The sequence below is a fragment of the Nonomuraea spiralis genome (genome assembly GCF_014648435.1).
Taxonomy (GTDB): domain Bacteria; phylum Actinomycetota; class Actinomycetes; order Streptosporangiales; family Streptosporangiaceae; genus Nonomuraea; species Nonomuraea spiralis.
On record NZ_BMRC01000003.1, the window covers coordinates 86,890 to 103,498 of the forward strand.

General features: G+C 70.1%; 17 protein-coding genes. 9 read left to right on the forward strand and 8 right to left on the reverse strand.

Going from position 1 to position 16,609, the window contains the following annotated elements; genetic code table 11:
* Positions 1-9 precede the first annotated feature (9 nt).
* Both IEZ27_RS07745 and IEZ27_RS07750 read right to left on the reverse strand, forming a co-directional pair.
* Positions 10-201: a ferredoxin gene (locus tag IEZ27_RS07745; RefSeq protein ID WP_189646602.1), complete on the reverse strand. Its 192-nt coding sequence runs from the start codon at positions 199-201 to the stop codon at positions 10-12.
* A complete protein-coding gene (locus IEZ27_RS07750; RefSeq protein WP_189646603.1) occupies positions 198-650 on the reverse strand; it encodes a pyridoxamine 5'-phosphate oxidase family protein in 453 nt (150 codons plus the stop codon). The genes IEZ27_RS07745 and IEZ27_RS07750 overlap by 4 nt, the downstream gene beginning before the upstream one ends.
* A 73-nt stretch (positions 651-723) precedes the next feature.
* Between IEZ27_RS07750 and IEZ27_RS07755 the strand changes: the two genes are divergently transcribed.
* A complete protein-coding gene (locus IEZ27_RS07755) occupies positions 724-1,365 on the forward strand; it encodes a class I SAM-dependent methyltransferase (RefSeq protein ID WP_229823607.1) in 642 nt (213 codons plus the stop codon).
* Positions 1,366-1,372: 7 nt separating this feature from the next.
* Here the strand turns inward: IEZ27_RS07755 and IEZ27_RS07760 are convergent, their stop codons facing one another.
* From IEZ27_RS07760 to IEZ27_RS07775, 4 genes are all read right to left on the reverse strand, one after another.
* Positions 1,373-2,341, reverse strand: coding sequence for a DUF1702 family protein (locus tag IEZ27_RS07760; RefSeq protein ID WP_185845278.1), 969 nt, complete (start codon positions 2,339-2,341; stop codon positions 1,373-1,375).
* A gap of 175 nt (positions 2,342-2,516) precedes the next feature.
* Complete coding sequence (locus IEZ27_RS07765; protein ID WP_189646604.1) at positions 2,517-3,572, reverse strand: glycoside hydrolase family 15 protein; 1,056 nt, start codon at positions 3,570-3,572, stop codon at positions 2,517-2,519.
* On the reverse strand, positions 3,569-4,279 hold the full coding sequence (locus tag IEZ27_RS07770; RefSeq protein ID WP_185845279.1) for a class I SAM-dependent methyltransferase: 711 nt from the start codon (positions 4,277-4,279) through the stop codon (positions 3,569-3,571). The genes IEZ27_RS07765 and IEZ27_RS07770 overlap by 4 nt, the downstream gene beginning before the upstream one ends.
* Positions 4,280-4,325: 46 nt before the next feature.
* On the reverse strand, positions 4,326-5,597 hold the full coding sequence (locus IEZ27_RS07775; RefSeq protein ID WP_125648278.1) for a glycosyltransferase family 4 protein: 1,272 nt from the start codon (positions 5,595-5,597) through the stop codon (positions 4,326-4,328).
* Positions 5,598-5,860: 263 nt separating this feature from the next.
* Here IEZ27_RS07775 and IEZ27_RS07780 point away from each other — a divergent pair, with 263 nt between their 5' ends.
* The 3 genes from IEZ27_RS07780 (at position 5,861) to IEZ27_RS07790 (ending at position 8,674) form a co-directional block, all read left to right on the forward strand.
* Complete coding sequence (locus tag IEZ27_RS07780) at positions 5,861-6,889, forward strand: GDP-mannose 4,6-dehydratase (protein ID WP_125648281.1); 1,029 nt, start codon at positions 5,861-5,863, stop codon at positions 6,887-6,889.
* Positions 6,890-7,284: 395 nt separating this feature from the next.
* On the forward strand, positions 7,285-7,842 hold the full coding sequence (locus IEZ27_RS07785) for a transcriptional regulator (protein ID WP_189646605.1): 558 nt from the start codon (positions 7,285-7,287) through the stop codon (positions 7,840-7,842).
* The gene (locus IEZ27_RS07790; protein ID WP_189646606.1) at positions 7,835-8,674 is read left to right on the forward strand and encodes an SRPBCC family protein; all 840 of its coding nucleotides are present in this window, start codon (positions 7,835-7,837) and stop codon (positions 8,672-8,674) included. Before IEZ27_RS07785 ends, IEZ27_RS07790 begins: the two co-directional genes overlap by 8 nt.
* Positions 8,675-8,746: 72 nt before the next feature.
* Here the strand turns inward: IEZ27_RS07790 and IEZ27_RS07795 are convergent, their stop codons facing one another.
* Positions 8,747-9,238, reverse strand: coding sequence for a MarR family winged helix-turn-helix transcriptional regulator (locus IEZ27_RS07795; RefSeq protein ID WP_189646607.1), 492 nt, complete (start codon positions 9,236-9,238; stop codon positions 8,747-8,749).
* Positions 9,239-9,364: 126 nt separating this feature from the next.
* Between IEZ27_RS07795 and IEZ27_RS07800 the strand changes: the two genes are divergently transcribed.
* On the forward strand, positions 9,365-10,156 hold the full coding sequence (locus tag IEZ27_RS07800; RefSeq protein WP_189646608.1) for an LLM class flavin-dependent oxidoreductase: 792 nt from the start codon (positions 9,365-9,367) through the stop codon (positions 10,154-10,156).
* Between the two features lie 210 nt (positions 10,157-10,366).
* The gene (locus IEZ27_RS07805; protein ID WP_189646609.1) at positions 10,367-11,188 is read left to right on the forward strand and encodes a DUF559 domain-containing protein; all 822 of its coding nucleotides are present in this window, start codon (positions 10,367-10,369) and stop codon (positions 11,186-11,188) included.
* Positions 11,189-11,312: 124 nt separating this feature from the next.
* Here the strand turns inward: IEZ27_RS07805 and IEZ27_RS07810 are convergent, their stop codons facing one another.
* Positions 11,313-12,497, reverse strand: a complete 1,185-nt coding sequence (locus IEZ27_RS07810) for a cytochrome P450 (RefSeq protein ID WP_189646610.1) — start codon at positions 12,495-12,497, stop codon at positions 11,313-11,315.
* Between the two features lie 1,286 nt (positions 12,498-13,783).
* Here IEZ27_RS07810 and IEZ27_RS07815 point away from each other — a divergent pair.
* The 3 genes from IEZ27_RS07815 to IEZ27_RS07825 are packed head-to-tail and all read left to right on the forward strand — an operon-like array spanning position 13,784 to position 16,601.
* Positions 13,784-14,581 (forward strand): fumarylacetoacetate hydrolase family protein, encoded by a 798-nt coding sequence (locus tag IEZ27_RS07815; RefSeq protein ID WP_379478562.1) that lies wholly within the window; start codon positions 13,784-13,786, stop codon positions 14,579-14,581.
* Positions 14,581-15,870: an L-fuconate dehydratase gene (locus IEZ27_RS07820; RefSeq protein ID WP_125637272.1), complete on the forward strand. Its 1,290-nt coding sequence runs from the start codon at positions 14,581-14,583 to the stop codon at positions 15,868-15,870. The genes IEZ27_RS07815 and IEZ27_RS07820 overlap by 1 nt, the downstream gene beginning before the upstream one ends.
* Positions 15,867-16,601, forward strand: coding sequence for an SDR family NAD(P)-dependent oxidoreductase (locus tag IEZ27_RS07825; RefSeq protein ID WP_189646612.1), 735 nt, complete (start codon positions 15,867-15,869; stop codon positions 16,599-16,601). The genes IEZ27_RS07820 and IEZ27_RS07825 overlap by 4 nt, the downstream gene beginning before the upstream one ends.
* Positions 16,602-16,609: the final 8 nt, after the last annotated feature.

Consider the following 16,609-nt stretch of genomic DNA (forward strand, 5'->3'; position numbering starts at 1 on the left):
CGGCTACGGCTAGTCCTCTAGCGACAGGGCGGCTTTCGGGCAGGACCTGACCGCGCTGCGGACGCGGTCCTGCATCTCGGGGGGTGGTTCGGGGAGCAGAATGTGCAGCTGGTCGTCGTCGTCCAACTCGAACACCTCGGGCGCGAGCCCCATGCAGACGGCGTTGGCCTCGCAGACCAGTTCGTCGACATTGACCTTCATGTGAGCCTCCTGTGATCCCATGAGACCACTTTGGTGCGCTCGACGACGTAGGCGATCCTTTTCCGCCCGGTCTGCTCGACGTACGGGGTCAGCAGGTCGTCCGGTACGCCCGGGGTCATCCGGCGCGCGATCGCCATGCCGATGCCGAGCACGCGGTCCCGGTCGTCGACCTGCTCGGCGAGGCCGTACACGAGGACGCCCCGGAGCTCGTCGTAGTCGTCGCCCGCCTCGACCAGGCAGCTCACCCGAGGGTCGCGTGCCAGGTTGCGTGCCTTCTGCGCCTTCCCGTACGTCCAGAAGGCGATGCGGCCCTCGTCCAGCCCGTAGAACATCGTCACGAGGTGCGGTGTCCCGTCAGGGTTGATGGTCGCGAGCTGGACCTTGCGCGAACCCTCCAGGAACGCGGTGACCTCGTCGTCGGACATCGCGATGCGAGCGCGCTGATTCACGTGCCAAGTAGAACAGGTTGCAGAGAAGCGCGGCAAGAGGTCGCCGGAATGTTGTTCGGTTCGGCTAGGGTGCATGCCTATGACGATGCCGCCCGAGCTGCTCCACGCAGCGGAGCACGCCAAGGGATTCATGCCGCCGAAGGAGGGGCTGGCCCTGTACGAGGCGGCCTGCCACTACGGCGGCCGGGGCCCGGTCTGCGAGATCGGCACCTACTGCGGCAAGTCGGCGATCTACCTCGGCGCGGCGGCCCGGCAGGTCGGCTCGGTGGTCGTCACCGTCGACCATCACCGCGGCTCGGAGGAGATCCAGCCCGGCTGGGCCCACCACGACCCCACGCTGATGGACCCGCGCTTCGGGAAGATGGACTCGCTGCCGGTCTTCCGCGCCACGATCGCCGCCGCCGGTCTGGAGGACGAGGTGGTCGCCGTCGTGGGCCGGTCCGACCGCGTCGCCGCATTGTGGAACACGCCGCTCGCCCTGCTGTTCATCGACGGCGGCCACTCCGAGGAGCCGGTGACGCGCGACTACGAGGGCTGGGCGCCGCACGTCATGGAGGGCGGCGCGCTGGTCTTCCACGACATCTACCCCGACCCGGCCGACGGCGGCCAGGCGCCCTACCAGGTCTACCTGCGGGCCCTGGAGTCGGGCGCGTTCCGCGAGGTGTCGGTGGAGGGGTCGCTGCGCGTGCTCGAACGCACCGGCCCCGGCATCTGAGTCGCGTTCAGCTCCGGTGGCGGCGGGTCCACGACCTGCGGGTGTGGGCCTGCCAGCGCTGGAAGTCCTCGTGGGTGTGCGCGTCGTGGCCGAGGGCCAGCAGCGCCTGGTCCGTCCACGCGGCCGCCTCGTCGGGCGGGACGTCGGCCAGGATCGGCACGGCCAGCCTGGCGTGGTCCGGCAGCGCCCCCGACCGCAGCCGCGCCGCGACCGCGAACGCGCAGCCCTGCGCCAGATGGGCGCGGAAGCCGTCGGCGCCGGCGTGCTCGCTCAGCCACCACAGCTCGTCGCTGTCGGCCCCGCCCGTGTACGTGGCCGCGAACCCCACGCCGCTCCACAGGTCGGCCCGCCGGGAGGCGGGGAAACCGGCGACCCGCGCGCCGACGTCGTCGGGCGAGGCGCACTCGTGGTACCACAGCAGCCGTCCGAGCCCCTGGTCGAAGACCGCGCAGTGGGCGCGGGTGAGCAGGTCGGGCATGCTCCTGCGGCCCACCATGCGGTCGGCGCGCGACAGGCTCCACTGGAAGCCGAACCCGTCCACGGTCAGCCAGCGCAGCAGCGGGTGGGCCCGCCGCGCGCCCCAGACCGGACGCATCCGCAGCAGCGCGTAGCCGCGTCCGGCGCCGACGTACGCGGCGTGGCGGTGATGCTGGGCGGGGCCGGCAAGTAGCTCGTGAAGGCGCCGGCCCCGGGTCAAGGTGAGCAGGTCGAGCACGGTGCAGGCCGCCGCCGCGCCCTCGTAGCCGAAAGGCCGCTGCTCAGGTACAAGGTCTTCGATCTTCTCGACTTCCCGCGACATCACCGCGTTGAAGCCGAACACGTACGAGTTCTCGGCATCCGCGAAGACTGTTCGGGGAGCCCCGCCGCGCAGCCGGAACCTGCGCCGGCCCAGATCGGACTCCGACGGATCCTTGGTCAGAAACCTCCGCAGCCCCCGTGCCGGGGACAGTGTCGGCTCGATCCTGACCTGATCCAAGAACGCTGTTGTGCCCGTGTCGCCCACGCTTCCCCCGAAGACGCCTCCTACGGCCAGACACGAAGCTAGTAACCCCATTGCGCCATTCACCGGCGGCGCACCGGATGTCCCCGGCAAAGAACCCGCAAAAGCCCTTGCGTCACCTCTTCGGCGGCCGGGCGTCCGCGGAGGGGGCTCAGCCGGGCGGCGCCGACCTGAACGACGGCCGTTCCACGCACCCGCACACCTCGGGGTCGGACACCGACGTGCCCGCGATGTCGCGGAACAGCCCGGACCCGGGGGAGAAACGCTGCAACGCGTCCGCGGCGAGGACGACCGCGGCCGCGGTGTAGCCGGACCGCTCGTGCGGGAAGTGCTTGCGGTTGGCGAACTGCCAGCCGGTCCAGTACGAGCCGTCCTCGTGCCGCAGGTGCTGCATGTCGGCGAAGAGCGCGGCGGCCCGCGTACGGTCGCCCACGGCGTCCAGCGCCAGCACCAGCTCGCACGTCTCGGCCCCGGTCACCCACGGCTGGTCGGAGACGCACCGGATGCCGAGCCCCGCCACCACGAACGTGGACCACTCGCGGTCCAGCAGCTCGAACGCCTGCCGCCCGCGCACCGCGCCGCCGAGCACCGGGTAGTACCAGTCCATCGAGAACCGGCTCTTGTCGGCGAACGCCTCCGGATGCGCCGACAACACGTGGGCGAGCCGGTCGGCGGCCAGCTCCCAGTGCGGTTGCGGGTCGCCGAGGTGGTCGGCCAGCAGTACGCCGCAGCGCAACCCCTGGTGGATCGAGGCGCACCCGGTCAGCAGCGCGTACGCCGCCGCCCTGCCGTGGGCGTCACGCTCCCAGACGATCTCGCCCCGTTCGGTCTGCAGCCCCACGACGTAGTCGAGCGCGGCCTTGACCATGGGCCAGTACCGCTCGGCGTGCCCGCGGTCGCCGGTCACGAGGTGGTGGTGCCAGACGCCGGCGGCGACGTAGGCGGCGTGGTTGGACTCGCCGCCCAGCTCGGTGGCCACGCCGCCGGCCAGCTTCATCGGCCAGGAGCCGTCGGGGCGCTGGTGGCGGGCCAGCCATTCGTAGCCGCGCCGTACCGGCTCGGTCAGCCCGGCCACGGTCATGGCCATCAGGCACTCGACGTGGTTCCAGGCGTCGACGTGCCCCTCGGGCCAGGGCACGCCGCCGTCGTCCTGCTGAAGGGCCGCGATGCTGAGGGCCGTGCGGACGGCCTCCTCGCGGGAGATCATGGCTTCTTGACGTAGAGGACCACGCTCTTGCCGATGATCGGGTTGAGCAGGGCCTCGGCGATCCTGGTGGCGGCCGGGCGCTTCATGATGTCCCACACCAGCAGCTCGTGATAGGCCTTGGCGACCGGGTGGTCGTCGTTGTTGACGCCCACCGCGCACTTGATCCACCAGTAGGGCGCGTGCAGGCCGTGGGCGTGGTGGTGCGGGCCGATCTCGAAGCCGATGGACTTCAGCTTGGCCGACAGCTCGGCCAGCGTGTAGATCCGCACGTGGCCGCCGGGGGCGGTGTGGTAGTCCTCGTCCAGGGCCCAGCAGATGCGCTCGGGCAGGAAGCTCGGCACGGTGATCGCCGCCGTGCCGCCCGGCTTGAGCACGCGGAAGATCTCCCGCATCGCGGCCATGTCGTCGGGGATGTGCTCCAGCACCTCGGCCGCGATGACCCGGTCGAAGACGCCGTCCTCGAACGGCATGTCCAGCGCCGTGCCCTGGACCGTCTCGCCGGTCGCGCCCAGCGGCACCTCGCCCGCCTTGTCCATCGCCACGAACATGGCCGCCACGTTGTCCAGCTCGGACTGGTCCATGTCGAACGCGATCACGTCGGCGCCCTGGCGCAGCACCTCGAAGGCGTGCCTCCCGCCGCCGCAGCCCAGGTCGAGCACGCGCACGCCGGGGCCCACGGGGAGCCGGGCGAAGTCCACGGTCAGCACTTTGTCGCTTCTCCTTGATCAGCTCTTGGGGGCTTTCGTACGGGGGTCAGCGACGGCCCTTGTGCGCGGCCATCGCCTCGCGGTACGCCTCGACCGTCCGCTTGGCCACGACGTGCCAGGTGTAACGCTCCATGACCCGGTCGTAGCCGGCCTTGCCCACCCGCTCGCGCTCCTCGGGGGAGTCGTGCAGACGGCGCAGTACGGCGGCCAGCTCCTCGGCGTCGCCCGGCGGCACCTGGACGGCAGCGTCCCCCACGACCTCGGGCAGCGCCCCCGTACGGCTGGCCACCAGCGGCGTGGCGCAGGCCATGTGCTCGACGGCGGGCAGCGAGAAGCCCTCGTACAGCGACGGGACCACCGAGATCTCGGAGGTGGCGATCAGCTCGCCCAGCTCGTCGTCGGAGATGCCGTGGACGAAACGCACCCGGTCCTGGAGGGAGAGCTCCTGGACGAGCCGCTCGGTCGGCCCGCCGGGGGTGGGCTTGCTGACGACGGTGAGGTTCACGTCGCGCTCGGTGGCGAGCTTGGCGACCGCCCGCAGCAGCGTGGCCACGCCCTTCATCGGCGAGTCCGCGCTGGCGACCGCGACGATCGAGCCCTTGCGGCGGGGTTTGTCCGGACGTGGGTGGAAGTAGCGGGTGTCCACGCCGAGCGGGATCAGCCGCATGTTGGCCTGCGGGACGTTGAAGTCGCGGTGGATGTCGGCCAGCGACGACTCGCTGACCGTGAGGATCGGGCTGAGCCGGGGGGCGACGCGGGCCTGCATCTTCACGAACCCGTACCAGCGGCGCATGGTGAGCTTCTTGTAGCCCGTGGCGGCCTCCAGCTCGATCCGCCGGTCCACGCTGATCGGGTGGTGGATCGTGCCGACCACGGGGAACAGCTTCTGGATGCCGAGCAGGCCGTAGCCGAGTGTCTGGTTGTCCTGGACGACGTCGAAGTCGCCGACCCGCTTCTTCAGCTCGCGGTAGGCGCGCAGGGTGAAGGTCAGCGGCTCGGGGAAACCGGCGGACCACATGGTGCCGACCTCCAGGAGGTCGATCCAGTCGCGGTACTCGGCCAGCTTCGGCGTCCTGAACGGGTCCTCGTCGCGGTAGAGGTCGAGGCTCGGCACCTCGCGCAGGATGACGCCTTCGTCCAGCTCCGGGTAGGGCGGTCCGGAGAACACCTCGACGTGGTGCCCGAGCGCGACCAGCTCACGGCTCAGGTGCCGGAGATAGACGCCCTGACCGCCGCAGGTGGGCTTGCTGCGATAGGACAGCAGCGCGATCCGTAGCGCCTCGCTCACGGACACCCCTTTCTCCGCCGGTAGGCCCATGTTTTCTGCGGTAGGTCCCAAGAGGCGGGCGTGTACCGTGAAAGATGACCTTAGTCCGAGAAGGCTACCATTCGGTAGGTCACCTGGAATTGTTCACAACGGCATCCATAAGCCGTGCGAACTGCGACATTAAGGTAACCGAGCGTGGTTCGGTGGAACGCGTTCTAGGTGGCTTGGTGCTGTGTCCAGGCGCTTAGCTGTACATTCCCGTCCCAAAGGGACGCGGTGCGGGCGACCGTACCCACGTGATAGTTGGAGGACCCTTGGCCAGGCGCGCTCTGATCACCGGCATCACCGGCCAGGACGGTTCCTACTTGGCCGAGCACCTGCTCGACCAGGGGTACGAGGTGTGGGGGCTGGCCCGCGGGCAGGCGAACCCGCGCGTCTCGCGCATGCGCAAGCTGCTCGCCGACGTCCAGGTCGTCCGCGGCGACCTGCTGGACCAGGGTTCGCTGATCTCCGCGGTGGAACGCGTTCAGCCGGACGAGGTCTACAACCTCGGGGCGATCTCGTTCGTGCCCATGTCGTGGGAGCAGGCCGAGCTGACCGCCGAGGTGACCGGGATGGGCGTCCTGCGGATGCTTGAGGCCATCCGGGTGTGTTCAGGCGTGTCGCGGGGTGGCGCGGCGTCGCCGTCCGGGCAGATGCGCTTCTATCAGGCTTCGTCGTCCGAGATGTTCGGGCAGGTCACCGAGACACCCCAGAACGAGCGCACCGCCTTCCACCCGCGCTCCCCGTACGGGGTGGCCAAGGCGTACGGGCACTTCCTCACCCAGAACTACCGCGAGTCGTACGGGATGTTCGCCGTGTCGGGGATCCTGTTCAACCACGAGTCGCCCCGGCGCGGGGCGGAGTTCGTGACCAGGAAGGTCACGCTCGGGGTGGCCAGGATCAAGCTCGGACTGGCCACGGAGCTGCGGCTGGGCAACCTGGAGGCGCGCCGCGACTGGGGCTTCGCCGGCGACTACGTGAAGGCGATGCACCTGATGTTGCAGGCCGCCAGCCCCGAGGACTACGTGATCGGCACCGGGCGGATGAAGTCGGTGCGCGAGCTGGTGGAGGCCGCCTTCTCGGCCGCGGGGCTGGACTGGGAGCAGCACGTGGTGGTCGACCAGGCGCTGCACCGGCCGGCCGAGGTGGACCTGCTGTGCGCGGACCCGAAGAAGGCGCGGGCGCAGCTGGGGTGGGAGCCGAGCGTGTCGTTCGACGAACTGGTCGCGATGATGGTCGAAAGCGACCTCCGCCTCCTCTCCGCCGGCGGCGACCCCGATCAGGACAGCTCTTGGCCGTGATCGTTCCCCTCCTCTGACAGCGCCCCCATGCACGGGCCCGCTTCCATGCGCGGGCCCGTTCTCATGTGCGGGCCCGTTCCTCCCTTCTGTCCTTCCGTTCTTTACGGCTTCGCGTGGTTTCACCACCCGCCGCACTTCGGCTGAGGGCCCTCCAGGGAAACGCCCCCTGACCCTTCACCGGCGCACCACCGCCACGGGGCGCACTGTGGGCCACCCGCGTGGTCAGCCGCCGCCCGCGGCACTCGGTGTCCGACCCCGTCATCCCGCCCTCGGACCGTCGCTTTCTGTCCTCCTGTGCTTGATTCCCCAGGGCGCGGCCACCTCCTTGCTGGGCCGGGGCGATCTCTGCGGAGTCATTGACAAAAGGGATTTTTATGTAAAAGATTGTTTTTGCGATGAGAGATGTCCTGTATCTGGAACACATCGAGCAGGCCGAGGCGCTGCTCAAGCCCCAGCGCGTCGAGGTGCTGAGGCAACTGGCCGAGCCGCGTACGTGCTCGGAGGTCGCCGAACGTCTCGGGCAGACGCCGCAGCGGGTCTATTACCACGTCAAGCGGCTGGTCGAGGCCGGTCTCGTGGACCAGGTGTCGGAGCGCAAGGTGCGCGGCATCCACGAGGGCATCTACAGGGCCGGCGCCCGTTCGTACTGGTTGTCGCCGCGTCTGGTGGGCCGGATCGGGCTGCGTAAGGCGCGTGACGAGCTGAGCCTGGGCTACCTGCTCGACCTTATGGAGGAGGTCCAGGCCGACATCGCCGCGCTCGACCGGGACGCGCCCGAGCTGCCGTCCATCGGCCTGTCCGGCGAGATCCACGTACGTCCGGAGAACCGCCAGGAGTTCCTGAACGACCTGCAGTCCATGCTGCAGGACCTGTTCGCCCGATACGGCGGCGCCGAAGGTGATGCCTTCAAGCTCGCCGTCGCCTGCTACCCCAAGGGAGATGAGCATGAGTGAGCCGATGATCGTCCGGGTCCGCGTCCAGGCGCCGGTCAAGGAGGTGTGGCACGCGCTCACCGATTCGGCCGAGGCGCGGGTCTGGCTGGCCGAGCACGCCGAGGTGGACCTGCCGGCCCGGTACGAGTTCTGGGGCCGTACGACGCCTGAGGGCGACGCGCCGCACCAGCGGGTGGTGGCGGCCGGCGAGCGCACGGTGCGGCTCGCCTGGCTGCTGGACGGCGTCGAGACGACCGCCGAGCTCACGGCGGAGGAGGACGGCGAGACCGCGACGATCGTCTCGGTGTCGCAGTCGCACTTCGACTTCCAGGACGTCGTCACCGGCAAGAGCATCAGAGGTGTGCTGCAGACGTACTGGTACCAGGTGCTGGGCAGCCTGGCCGAGCACGTCGAGGGACGGGAGCTCACGCCGCGTACCGACTTCACCGCGCGCGAGCTGCGCGCGGAGGTCACCATCGACGCCGCGCCCGCTCAGGTCTTCGAGTCGCTGATCGACTCGGAGTCGGTGACGAAGTGGTTCGGGTTCCCGATCGAGATCGAGCCGTACGTCGGCGGGCGGTTCGCCATGGGCGGGTTCGCGAACGACCCGGAGCCGGCCAAGGTGCTGGAGCTGGAGCCGGAGCGCCGGTTCAGTGTCGACTGGGGCGGCACCGGGGTGGGCACGTGGGAGCTGGAGGGCTCCGGCGGCAGGACGCGGCTGACGCTGGTGCAGAGCGGGTTCGACGCCGCGCAGCCGCCGTACGCGGCCTGGGGCGGGATGCTGGCCGGGGTGGCGGAGCTGCGGCGCTACCACGAGGTGCCGGACTGGCGGCCGATGTGGGTCGAAGCCTGACCGTACGGACTGCCAGGGCCCGGCGGGAGGGGCCGGGGTCCCTTCCCCGGCTTTTCACCACTGACCGTCGGGTCAGCCGGGCTGCTCCCCGTCGCCGTCCGAACTGTCCGAGTTGTCCGACAGATGGTCGAGGACGGTCTCGGCGATCGTCGCGAGCACCTCGACCTGCTCGCGCGAGAGCAGGTCGATGAAGTTCCTGCGGACGGACTCCACGTGGTCGGGCGCCGCCTCCCGGATGGCCCGCAGCCCACCCTCCGTCAGTACGACCACGGCCCCGCGCCCGTCGCCCTCGAACCCCTCCCGCGTGACGAGCCCCCGCTGTTCCATCCGGGAGATGTGCCGCGAAAGGCGGCTCTTCGACCAGAGCATGCGGTCGGCCAGCCTGGTGAGCCGCCAACGGTGGTCGGGCGTCGAGGTCAGCGCGGACAGTACGTCGTAATCCGGGGCAGACAACCCCGAGTCGCGCATGAGATCGCGGCTGACCTGCGCGTCCAGCAGCAGCCGCATCCTGCGGTATCCGATCCAGGCCCGGAACTCGGCGTCGTCCAGCCAGCGTGGCTCCATGTCACGCAGTTTAGTTGACGTGTAACCGACCTCGGTTTAGGTTACATGTAAACCAACCTGATGCTTGGGGGACGTGGCATGTTCGGACTGGGCATTTCGACTTCGGCGGGCCCGGGGGCCGATCCCGTGGGGGACGCCCGTGCGGCGGAGGAACTGGGCTTCGACTTCGTCTCGGCCTCGGATCACCCCTGCGGGAGCGAGCCGTCGTACGAGGTGTGGACGATGCTGACCTGGGTGGCCGCCGCGACCTCGCGGATCAGGGTGGCGACGCGGGTGCTGGGGGTGCCGTACCGGCCGCCCGCGATGGTCGCCAAGATGGCCGAGACGCTGCACCGGCTCTCGGGCGGCCGGTTGATCCTCGGGCTCGGGGGCGGCTACTCCGACGAGGAGTTCCGCGCGTTCGGGCTGGGGGTGCCGACGCCTCGGGAGAAGGTGGACGGCATGGTGGAGGCGATCGACATCATGCGCGGCCTCTGGTCGGAATCGGACTTCACGTACGAAGGCTCTCGTTACCGTACCGAGGGTGCCACCATCGAGCCCAAGCCGCTCAGTCCCATCCCGATCTGGCTGGGCACGTACGGGCCGCGCGCCCTGGAGGCCACCGGACGGCTGGCGGACGGCTGGATCCCTTCCCTGGGGTTCGCGCCGCCGGAGCGGGCGGCGGCGATGAGGGAGCGGATCCTGTCGTCGGGGCGGACGGTGGAATGCGTGTACAACGTCCCCTTCCGCCTGGACGGTCCTGCGGAGGGGGAGGGGGTGGTCGCGGGATCGGTGTGGGAGGTGAGCGATCGGCTGGCGGAGTTCGTACGCATGGGCTTCACGTCGATGAACTTCATGCCCGTCGGCCCCGACCCCCGCGCACAAGCAGAACGCCTCGCCACAGAAGTCCTCCCCACCCTCCGCCCCCAGACTGCTTGACCCCTCTCCACCTGCAGAACCGCCCTCTCGCCTCGCCGCTCTCGCTTCCGGCCCCGTCCCTGCTCCCCAGCCGTTGTGCCCTGGCGCCCTCGCCCCCCCGGCGCCTCGGCTCGGGGGACTTGTCCACAGGGTTCGGCCTGGCTCGGCCCCTTTTCCACAGAACCCGATTCGGACCGGTGGCGTCCCGGCCGAGCCGTCACCCTGGACGGCGTGAACGCCTCACTCTCCTTGCTCCACCGCGCCGAGCGCATCACCCGTTCGGTCCGGCAGGCCGTCGCCTGCCGGCAGACGGCCGCACACATCTGGGGCCTGAGCGTGCTCTCCGTCCCGGAGCCCGACTGGCCGGTGGAGGTGATCGCCCCCGCCCACCTGACGGTCCCCGGCTGCGTCACGTACGTGGGTGAGCTCCCCGCCGACGACGTCACCGAGCACAAGGGCGTCCGCCTCACCACCATGGCCCGTACGGCTCTCGACTGCGCCCGGTCACTGCCGCGCCTGGACGCCGTGGCGGCCCTCGACCAGTTCGCCCGGCGGGGCGTCGACATCGAGGCTCTGTGGCATCGCCCGCTCAACTCCTGGCGTCTGCGCGACACGCTGAGCCTCGTCGATCACGGCGCCGCCTCACCCCGGGAGAGCTGGCTGCGGGTGATCCTCGTCGAAGGCGGCCTGCCCCGTCCCGCCACCCAGCTCGGTGTGGACCTGGGCGGGGGCAGGCGGGCGTACCTCGACCTGGGGTGGGAGCCGTACAGGCTGGGGGTCGAGTACGACGGCCAGGAGCATCACACCTCACCCGGAGACCGGCAACGCGACACCGACCGCCGCGAGGAGCTGCGGCGGCTGGGCTGGCGCGTGATCGCCGTACGCCGCGATGTCATCCCCGGCCAGATCGCCGACCTGCTCCGCAGCGTGGCCGACGCCCTGATCCAGCGCGGCTGGCAACCCGGCCCGGAAGGCACCACCCGCATCCTCCGCCAGATCCGCGCAGCCCGCCGCAAAGTCCCCCGCCATCCCAGACACAGACGCTTCTCATGAATCAGCCATCCGGACGCGCCCCCTTCCCGACAGGGACCGTCGGAGGCGAGAGCCTGGGACGGGGCCTGGGATTGGGATCGGGGGCCTGGGACGGGAGCCTGGGGCGGGCTGATGTCGGGCGGGGTCAGGCGATGGTGACCGGAAGCTCCTTGATGCCGTTGATGAAGTTCGAGCGGAGGCGGCGGGCCGGTCCGGCCTGGCGGATCCGGGGCCGGCGTCGGGCCAGTTGCTCGAACAGGACACGCAGTTCCAGCTTGGCGAGATGGTTGCCGAGGCAGAAGTGCGCGCCGCCGCCGCCGAAGCCGATGTGCGTGTTGGGGGTGCGCCCGATGTCGAAGACGTCCGGGTCCGGGAAGACGGAGGCGTCCCGGTTGGCGGAGGAGTAGAAGACGACGACCTTGTCGCCGTCCTTGATCTCCTGCCCGCCGAGCACCTGGTCCGCCATGGAGGTACGCCGGAACAGGTTGACCGGCGACACCCACCGTACGATCTCGTCGGCCGCCGTCCTGGCCAACGTGGGGTCGGCGACCAGGCGGTCCCACTGGTCGGGGTGGTCGAAGAGGGTGAGCATGCCGCCCGAGGCCGCGTTGCGGGTGGTTTCGTTGCCCGCGACGATCAGCAGGAGCACGAAGAGGTCGAACTCGTCCTCGCCGAGCGTTTCGCCCTTCTCATCGGGTTGCAGGAGCTTGGTGATGATGTCGTTCTTGGGGGTGGCCCTGCGCTGCGCGGCGAGTTCGTTGGCGTAGGCGTACACCTCCATGGCGGCGCCGGAGCCCTCGTCGGGTGTGGACGCGTAGTCGGGGTCCTGGGCGCCGATCATGCGGTTCGACCAGGAGAACAACTTGTCGCGGTCGGTCGCCGGGGCGCCCAGCAGCTCGCAGATCACGTACAGGGGGAGGGGGGCGGAGACCTCCGTGACGAAGTCCACCTCGCCGGAGCACTTGTCGAGGAGGTCGTCGCAGATGTCGCGGATGTGCTGTTCGAGGGCGCCGATCGTCCGGGGCGTGAAGCCCCGGTTGACCAGGGAACGCCGCCTGGTGTGCTCGGGCGGGTCCTGGTTGAGCATCATCAGCCGCTGGAGGGCGATCTGGTCCTCGGGTAGCTCTTCGAAGAGGGCGAGCTTCTTGGACGAGGAGAACAGGTCGGAGTGGCGGGACACGTGCACGACGTCCTCGTAGCGGGTGACCGCCCAGAAGCCCGGCTCGCCGTCGTGCCAATGGACGGGGGAGTTGGCACGGAGCCAGGCGAGCTGTTCGTGGGGTGGGCCGGAAGTCGCGTAACGGTCCCTGTCGACAAGGTCGATATGCACGCGCGGTCACCTCTTGATCAAGCGCTTGGTTTAAGCGTACTGAAACGTGTTCTATTACGTCACTGTACGGTCGTCAAGTAGCCCGCCGTCGCCGTATGCCCCGCCCGACAACAACAACACTGTCCCACCCCCGCAAGGAACACCCGAGCCGCTCCCCCCGCTCCCGCCCTCGGCCGCCAACCAACCCCACCCCCCACATGCAGACAGACGCCCCATCAGCCACACCCCAAGAGACGGCCAACCGCCGGCCACCTCCTCACGGCCGCCCGGCCAACAACCCGGAACTTCCGTTCAGAACCCACCCCCACATCTGCGGCCCATGTCCGCGACATCCCACGGCCGCGGCATCCGTGCCCCGCGGCATCCCGCGCCCACGGTCCCCCGCGCCCACGGTCAACTTTTCACCGCACCCGCACCCGCACCCGCACCCGCACCCGCACCCGCACCCGCACCCGCACCCGCACCCGCACCCGCACCCGCGGCCGAGCGCCCGCGGCCATCCCGCGCCCATGCCCGCGGCCACGGCCCACGGTCCACCTGCAGTCACGGTCAACTTCTCACCCGCGGCCATGCCCGCACCTGCACCTGCGCCCGCGGCTCACCGTCCGCAGCTCGTGGGCGCCTGGCTGTCGGACGCCTGACCTAGGTCTCTTGGCGCGAGTCCTGGCCCTCGGTCCTGGCCTCCGGTCCTGGCCTCCGGTCCTGGCCTCCGGCCTCCGGCCTCCGGGTTCCGGGCCCCGGGCAAGGGTCCGCGTGCGTCGGGTCCCCGGGCGTCGGACCCCGTGCGCCGGGACCCATGCGTCGGGTCCCGGCTTCTTGCTCCGAGTAGTGGACTCCGACCTTTGGCTTCTGACTTCCGGGTTCGGGGCTTGGGGGTGGTGGGGTCGGGCGGAGGGGGTGGGTGGTCGGGTGAGTGGGTGCAGCCGTGGGGTTGAGCGAACGGTTCGGGCGGAGGGTTTGGGTGGTGGGGTCGGGCGGTGGGGCGGAGGTGAGGTGGTGGGGCGGGGGGAGGGGGTGGGGTTTGGAGGGTACCTCCGATGTTTTGCAAGGTGAGGAGGAAGGTGGCGGGTGGGGAGGCGTCGGAGCTGTGGGGGGTCCAGGGGGAGGGGTGTCGTGGTTCGAGGGGGGATTTCGGGTTACGGATCGGATGTATCGGGCTGGGTGCCCTTGACAGGCGCTGTCGCTGCCCAGCAGCATCGGTAGCGCAGACATCCGATGAATAAAGCGAAGGGTGCGGTGTGAAGCTGCTGCGAGTTGGACCTGTCGGGCAGGAGCGACCGGTGGTGATGGATGCCTCCGGCAACCTCCGCGACATCGGGGAGCCCGAGATCGACGGGGCTTTCCTCGCCTCCGGGGGAGTGGCGCGCGTGCGTGACGCGCTGGAGCGCGGCGACCTGCCTGTCGTCGACGCCGCCGGGCTGCGGATCGGCGCGCCGATCGCTCGGCCGGGCAAGGTGGTCTGCATCGGGCTGAACTACCGCGACCACGCCGCCGAGTCCGGCGCGGAGCCGCCCGCCGAGCCCGTGGTGTTCATGAAGGCCGCCAACACGGTGATCGGCCCGTACGACGAGGTGCTGGTGCCGCGCGACAGCGTGAAGACCGACTGGGAGGTGGAGCTGGCGGTCGTGATCGGCAAGCGGGCCCGCTACCTCGACAGCCGGGAGGAGGCCCTCGACGTGATCGCCGGGTACGCGATCTCCAACGACGTGTCGGAGCGCGAGTTCCAGTTCGAACGCGGCGGCCAGTGGGACAAGGGCAAGTCGTGCGAGACGTTCAACCCGCTGGGCCCGTGGCTGGTGACGGCGGACGAGGCCGGCGACCCGCAGAGCCTGGGGTTGCGCCTCTGGGTGAACGGCGAGCTGCGCCAGAACGGCGACACCAAGGAAATGATCTTCGACGTGGCCGAGATCGTGCGGTACCTGAGCCGGTTCATGGTGCTCGAACCCGGTGACGTGATCAACACCGGCACTCCCGCCGGGGTCGCGATGGGCATTCCCGGTCAGCCGTACCTGCGTGCGGGGGATGTGATGGAGCTGGAGGTCGACGGGCTCGGCCGCCAGCGGCAGACGGTGGGGCAGGCCTGATGTCGTACAGGATCGTCGCGCTGGAGACGCACGACGTGCGCTTCCCGACGTCGCGGGACCTGGACGGGTCGGATGCGATGAATCCGGATCCCGACTACTCCGCGGCCTATGTGGTGCTGAAGACCGACGACGGGGTCGAGGGGCACGGGTTCGCGTTCACGATCGGGCGCGGCAACGACGTACAGACCGGGGCGATCAGGGCGCTGGAGTCGTACGTGATCGGCCGGGACGTCGAGGACCTGGGCGCGCTCTACAAGGAGATGGTCGGCGACTCGCAGCTGCGGTGGCTGGGGCCGGAGAAGGGCGTCATGCACATGGCGATCTCCGCCGTGGTCAACGCCCTGTGGGACCTGAAGGCCAGGCGGGCGGGCAAGCCGGTCTGGCGGTTGTTGTCCGAGATGTCCCCGGAGGAGATCGTCGGGCTCATCGACTTCCGCTACCTGAGCGACGCGCTCACCCAGGACGAAGCCCTCCAGATCCTGAAAAATGCGGAAGAGGGGAAGGAAGAGCGGATCCAGCGGCTGATCGAGACCGGCTACCCCGCCTACACCACCTCTCCCGGCTGGCTCGGCTACGACGACGACAAGCTGCGACGCCTCTGCAAGGAGGCTCTCGACCAGGGGTTCGGCCAGATCAAGCTCAAGGTCGGCGCCGACCTTGAAGACGACCTGCGCCGCTTCCGCGTGGCCCGCGAGGTCTGCGGCCCCGACTACCCGATCGCGATCGACGCCAACCAGCGCTGGGACGTCGCCTCGGCCATCGAGTGGGTCAGCGCGCTGAGCCCGTACCAGCCGCATTGGGTGGAGGAGCCGACCAGCCCCGACGACGTGCTCGGCCACGCCGCCATCGCCGAGGGCATCAGGCCGGTCCCGGTCGCCACCGGCGAGCACGTCCAGAACCGCATCGTCTTCAAGCAGCTTCTCCAGGCCGGCGCGATCTCCTACCTGCAGATCGACGCGGCCAGGGTCGGCGGGGTCAACGAGAACCTGGCGATCCTGCTGCTCGCGGCCAAGTTCGGCGTGCCGGTCTGCCCGCACGCGGGCGGCGTCGGGCTGTGCGAGCTGGTGCAACACCTGTCGATGTTCGACTACGTGGCGGTCACCGGCACGATGGACGGCCGCGTGATCGAGTACGTCGACCACCTCCACGAGCACTTCGTGCACCCGGTCGTCATCGACAACGGCCGCTACACCGCTCCCATGGCACCCGGCTTCAGCGCCGAGATGCACGCGGCGTCGATCGCCGCCCACACCTTCCCCGGCGGCGAGATCTGGAGGACCACGGCATGACGCTCAAAGCCATTGTGACCGGCGGCGGTTCCGGCATCGGCCTGGCCACCGCCACCCTGCTCGCGCAGCGCGGCATGAAGGTCGCCTGCCTCGACCTCAACCCACCCGGCGACCCCTTCATCGGGATCAAGGCGGACGTGTCGGACGACGGGTCCGTACGCGCGGCGGTGACCGAGGCGGCGGAACGCCTCGGCGGCATCGACATCGTGATCAACAACGCGGGCATCGGCGCCCAGGGCACGGTCGAGGACAACCCGGACGAGGAGTGGCGGAAGGTCTTCGACGTCAACGTGCTCGGCATGGTCCGGGTGAGCCGGGCGGCGCTGCCGTACCTGCGCGGGTCGGAGCACGCGGCCATCGTCAACACCTGCTCGATCGCGGCCACCGCCGGGCTGCCGAACCGGGCGCTCTACAGTGCGACCAAGGGCGCGGTGTTGTCGCTGACCCTCGCCATGGCCGCCGACCACGTACGCGAGGGCATCCGCGTCAACTGCGTCAACCCGGGCACCGCCGACACCCCGTGGGTGGGGCGGCTGCTCGACGCGGCCGACGACCCCCAAGCCGAACGCGCGGCGCTGAACGCCCGGCAGCCCATGGGCCGCCTGGTCAGCGCCGAGGAGGTCGCCGCGGCGATCGCCTACCTGGCGGGCCCCGAGTCCGCCGCGACCACCGGCACCGCGCTCGCGGTCGACGGCGGCATGCAGGGGCTGCGGCTCCGGCCAACCAATTAGAGGAAGGT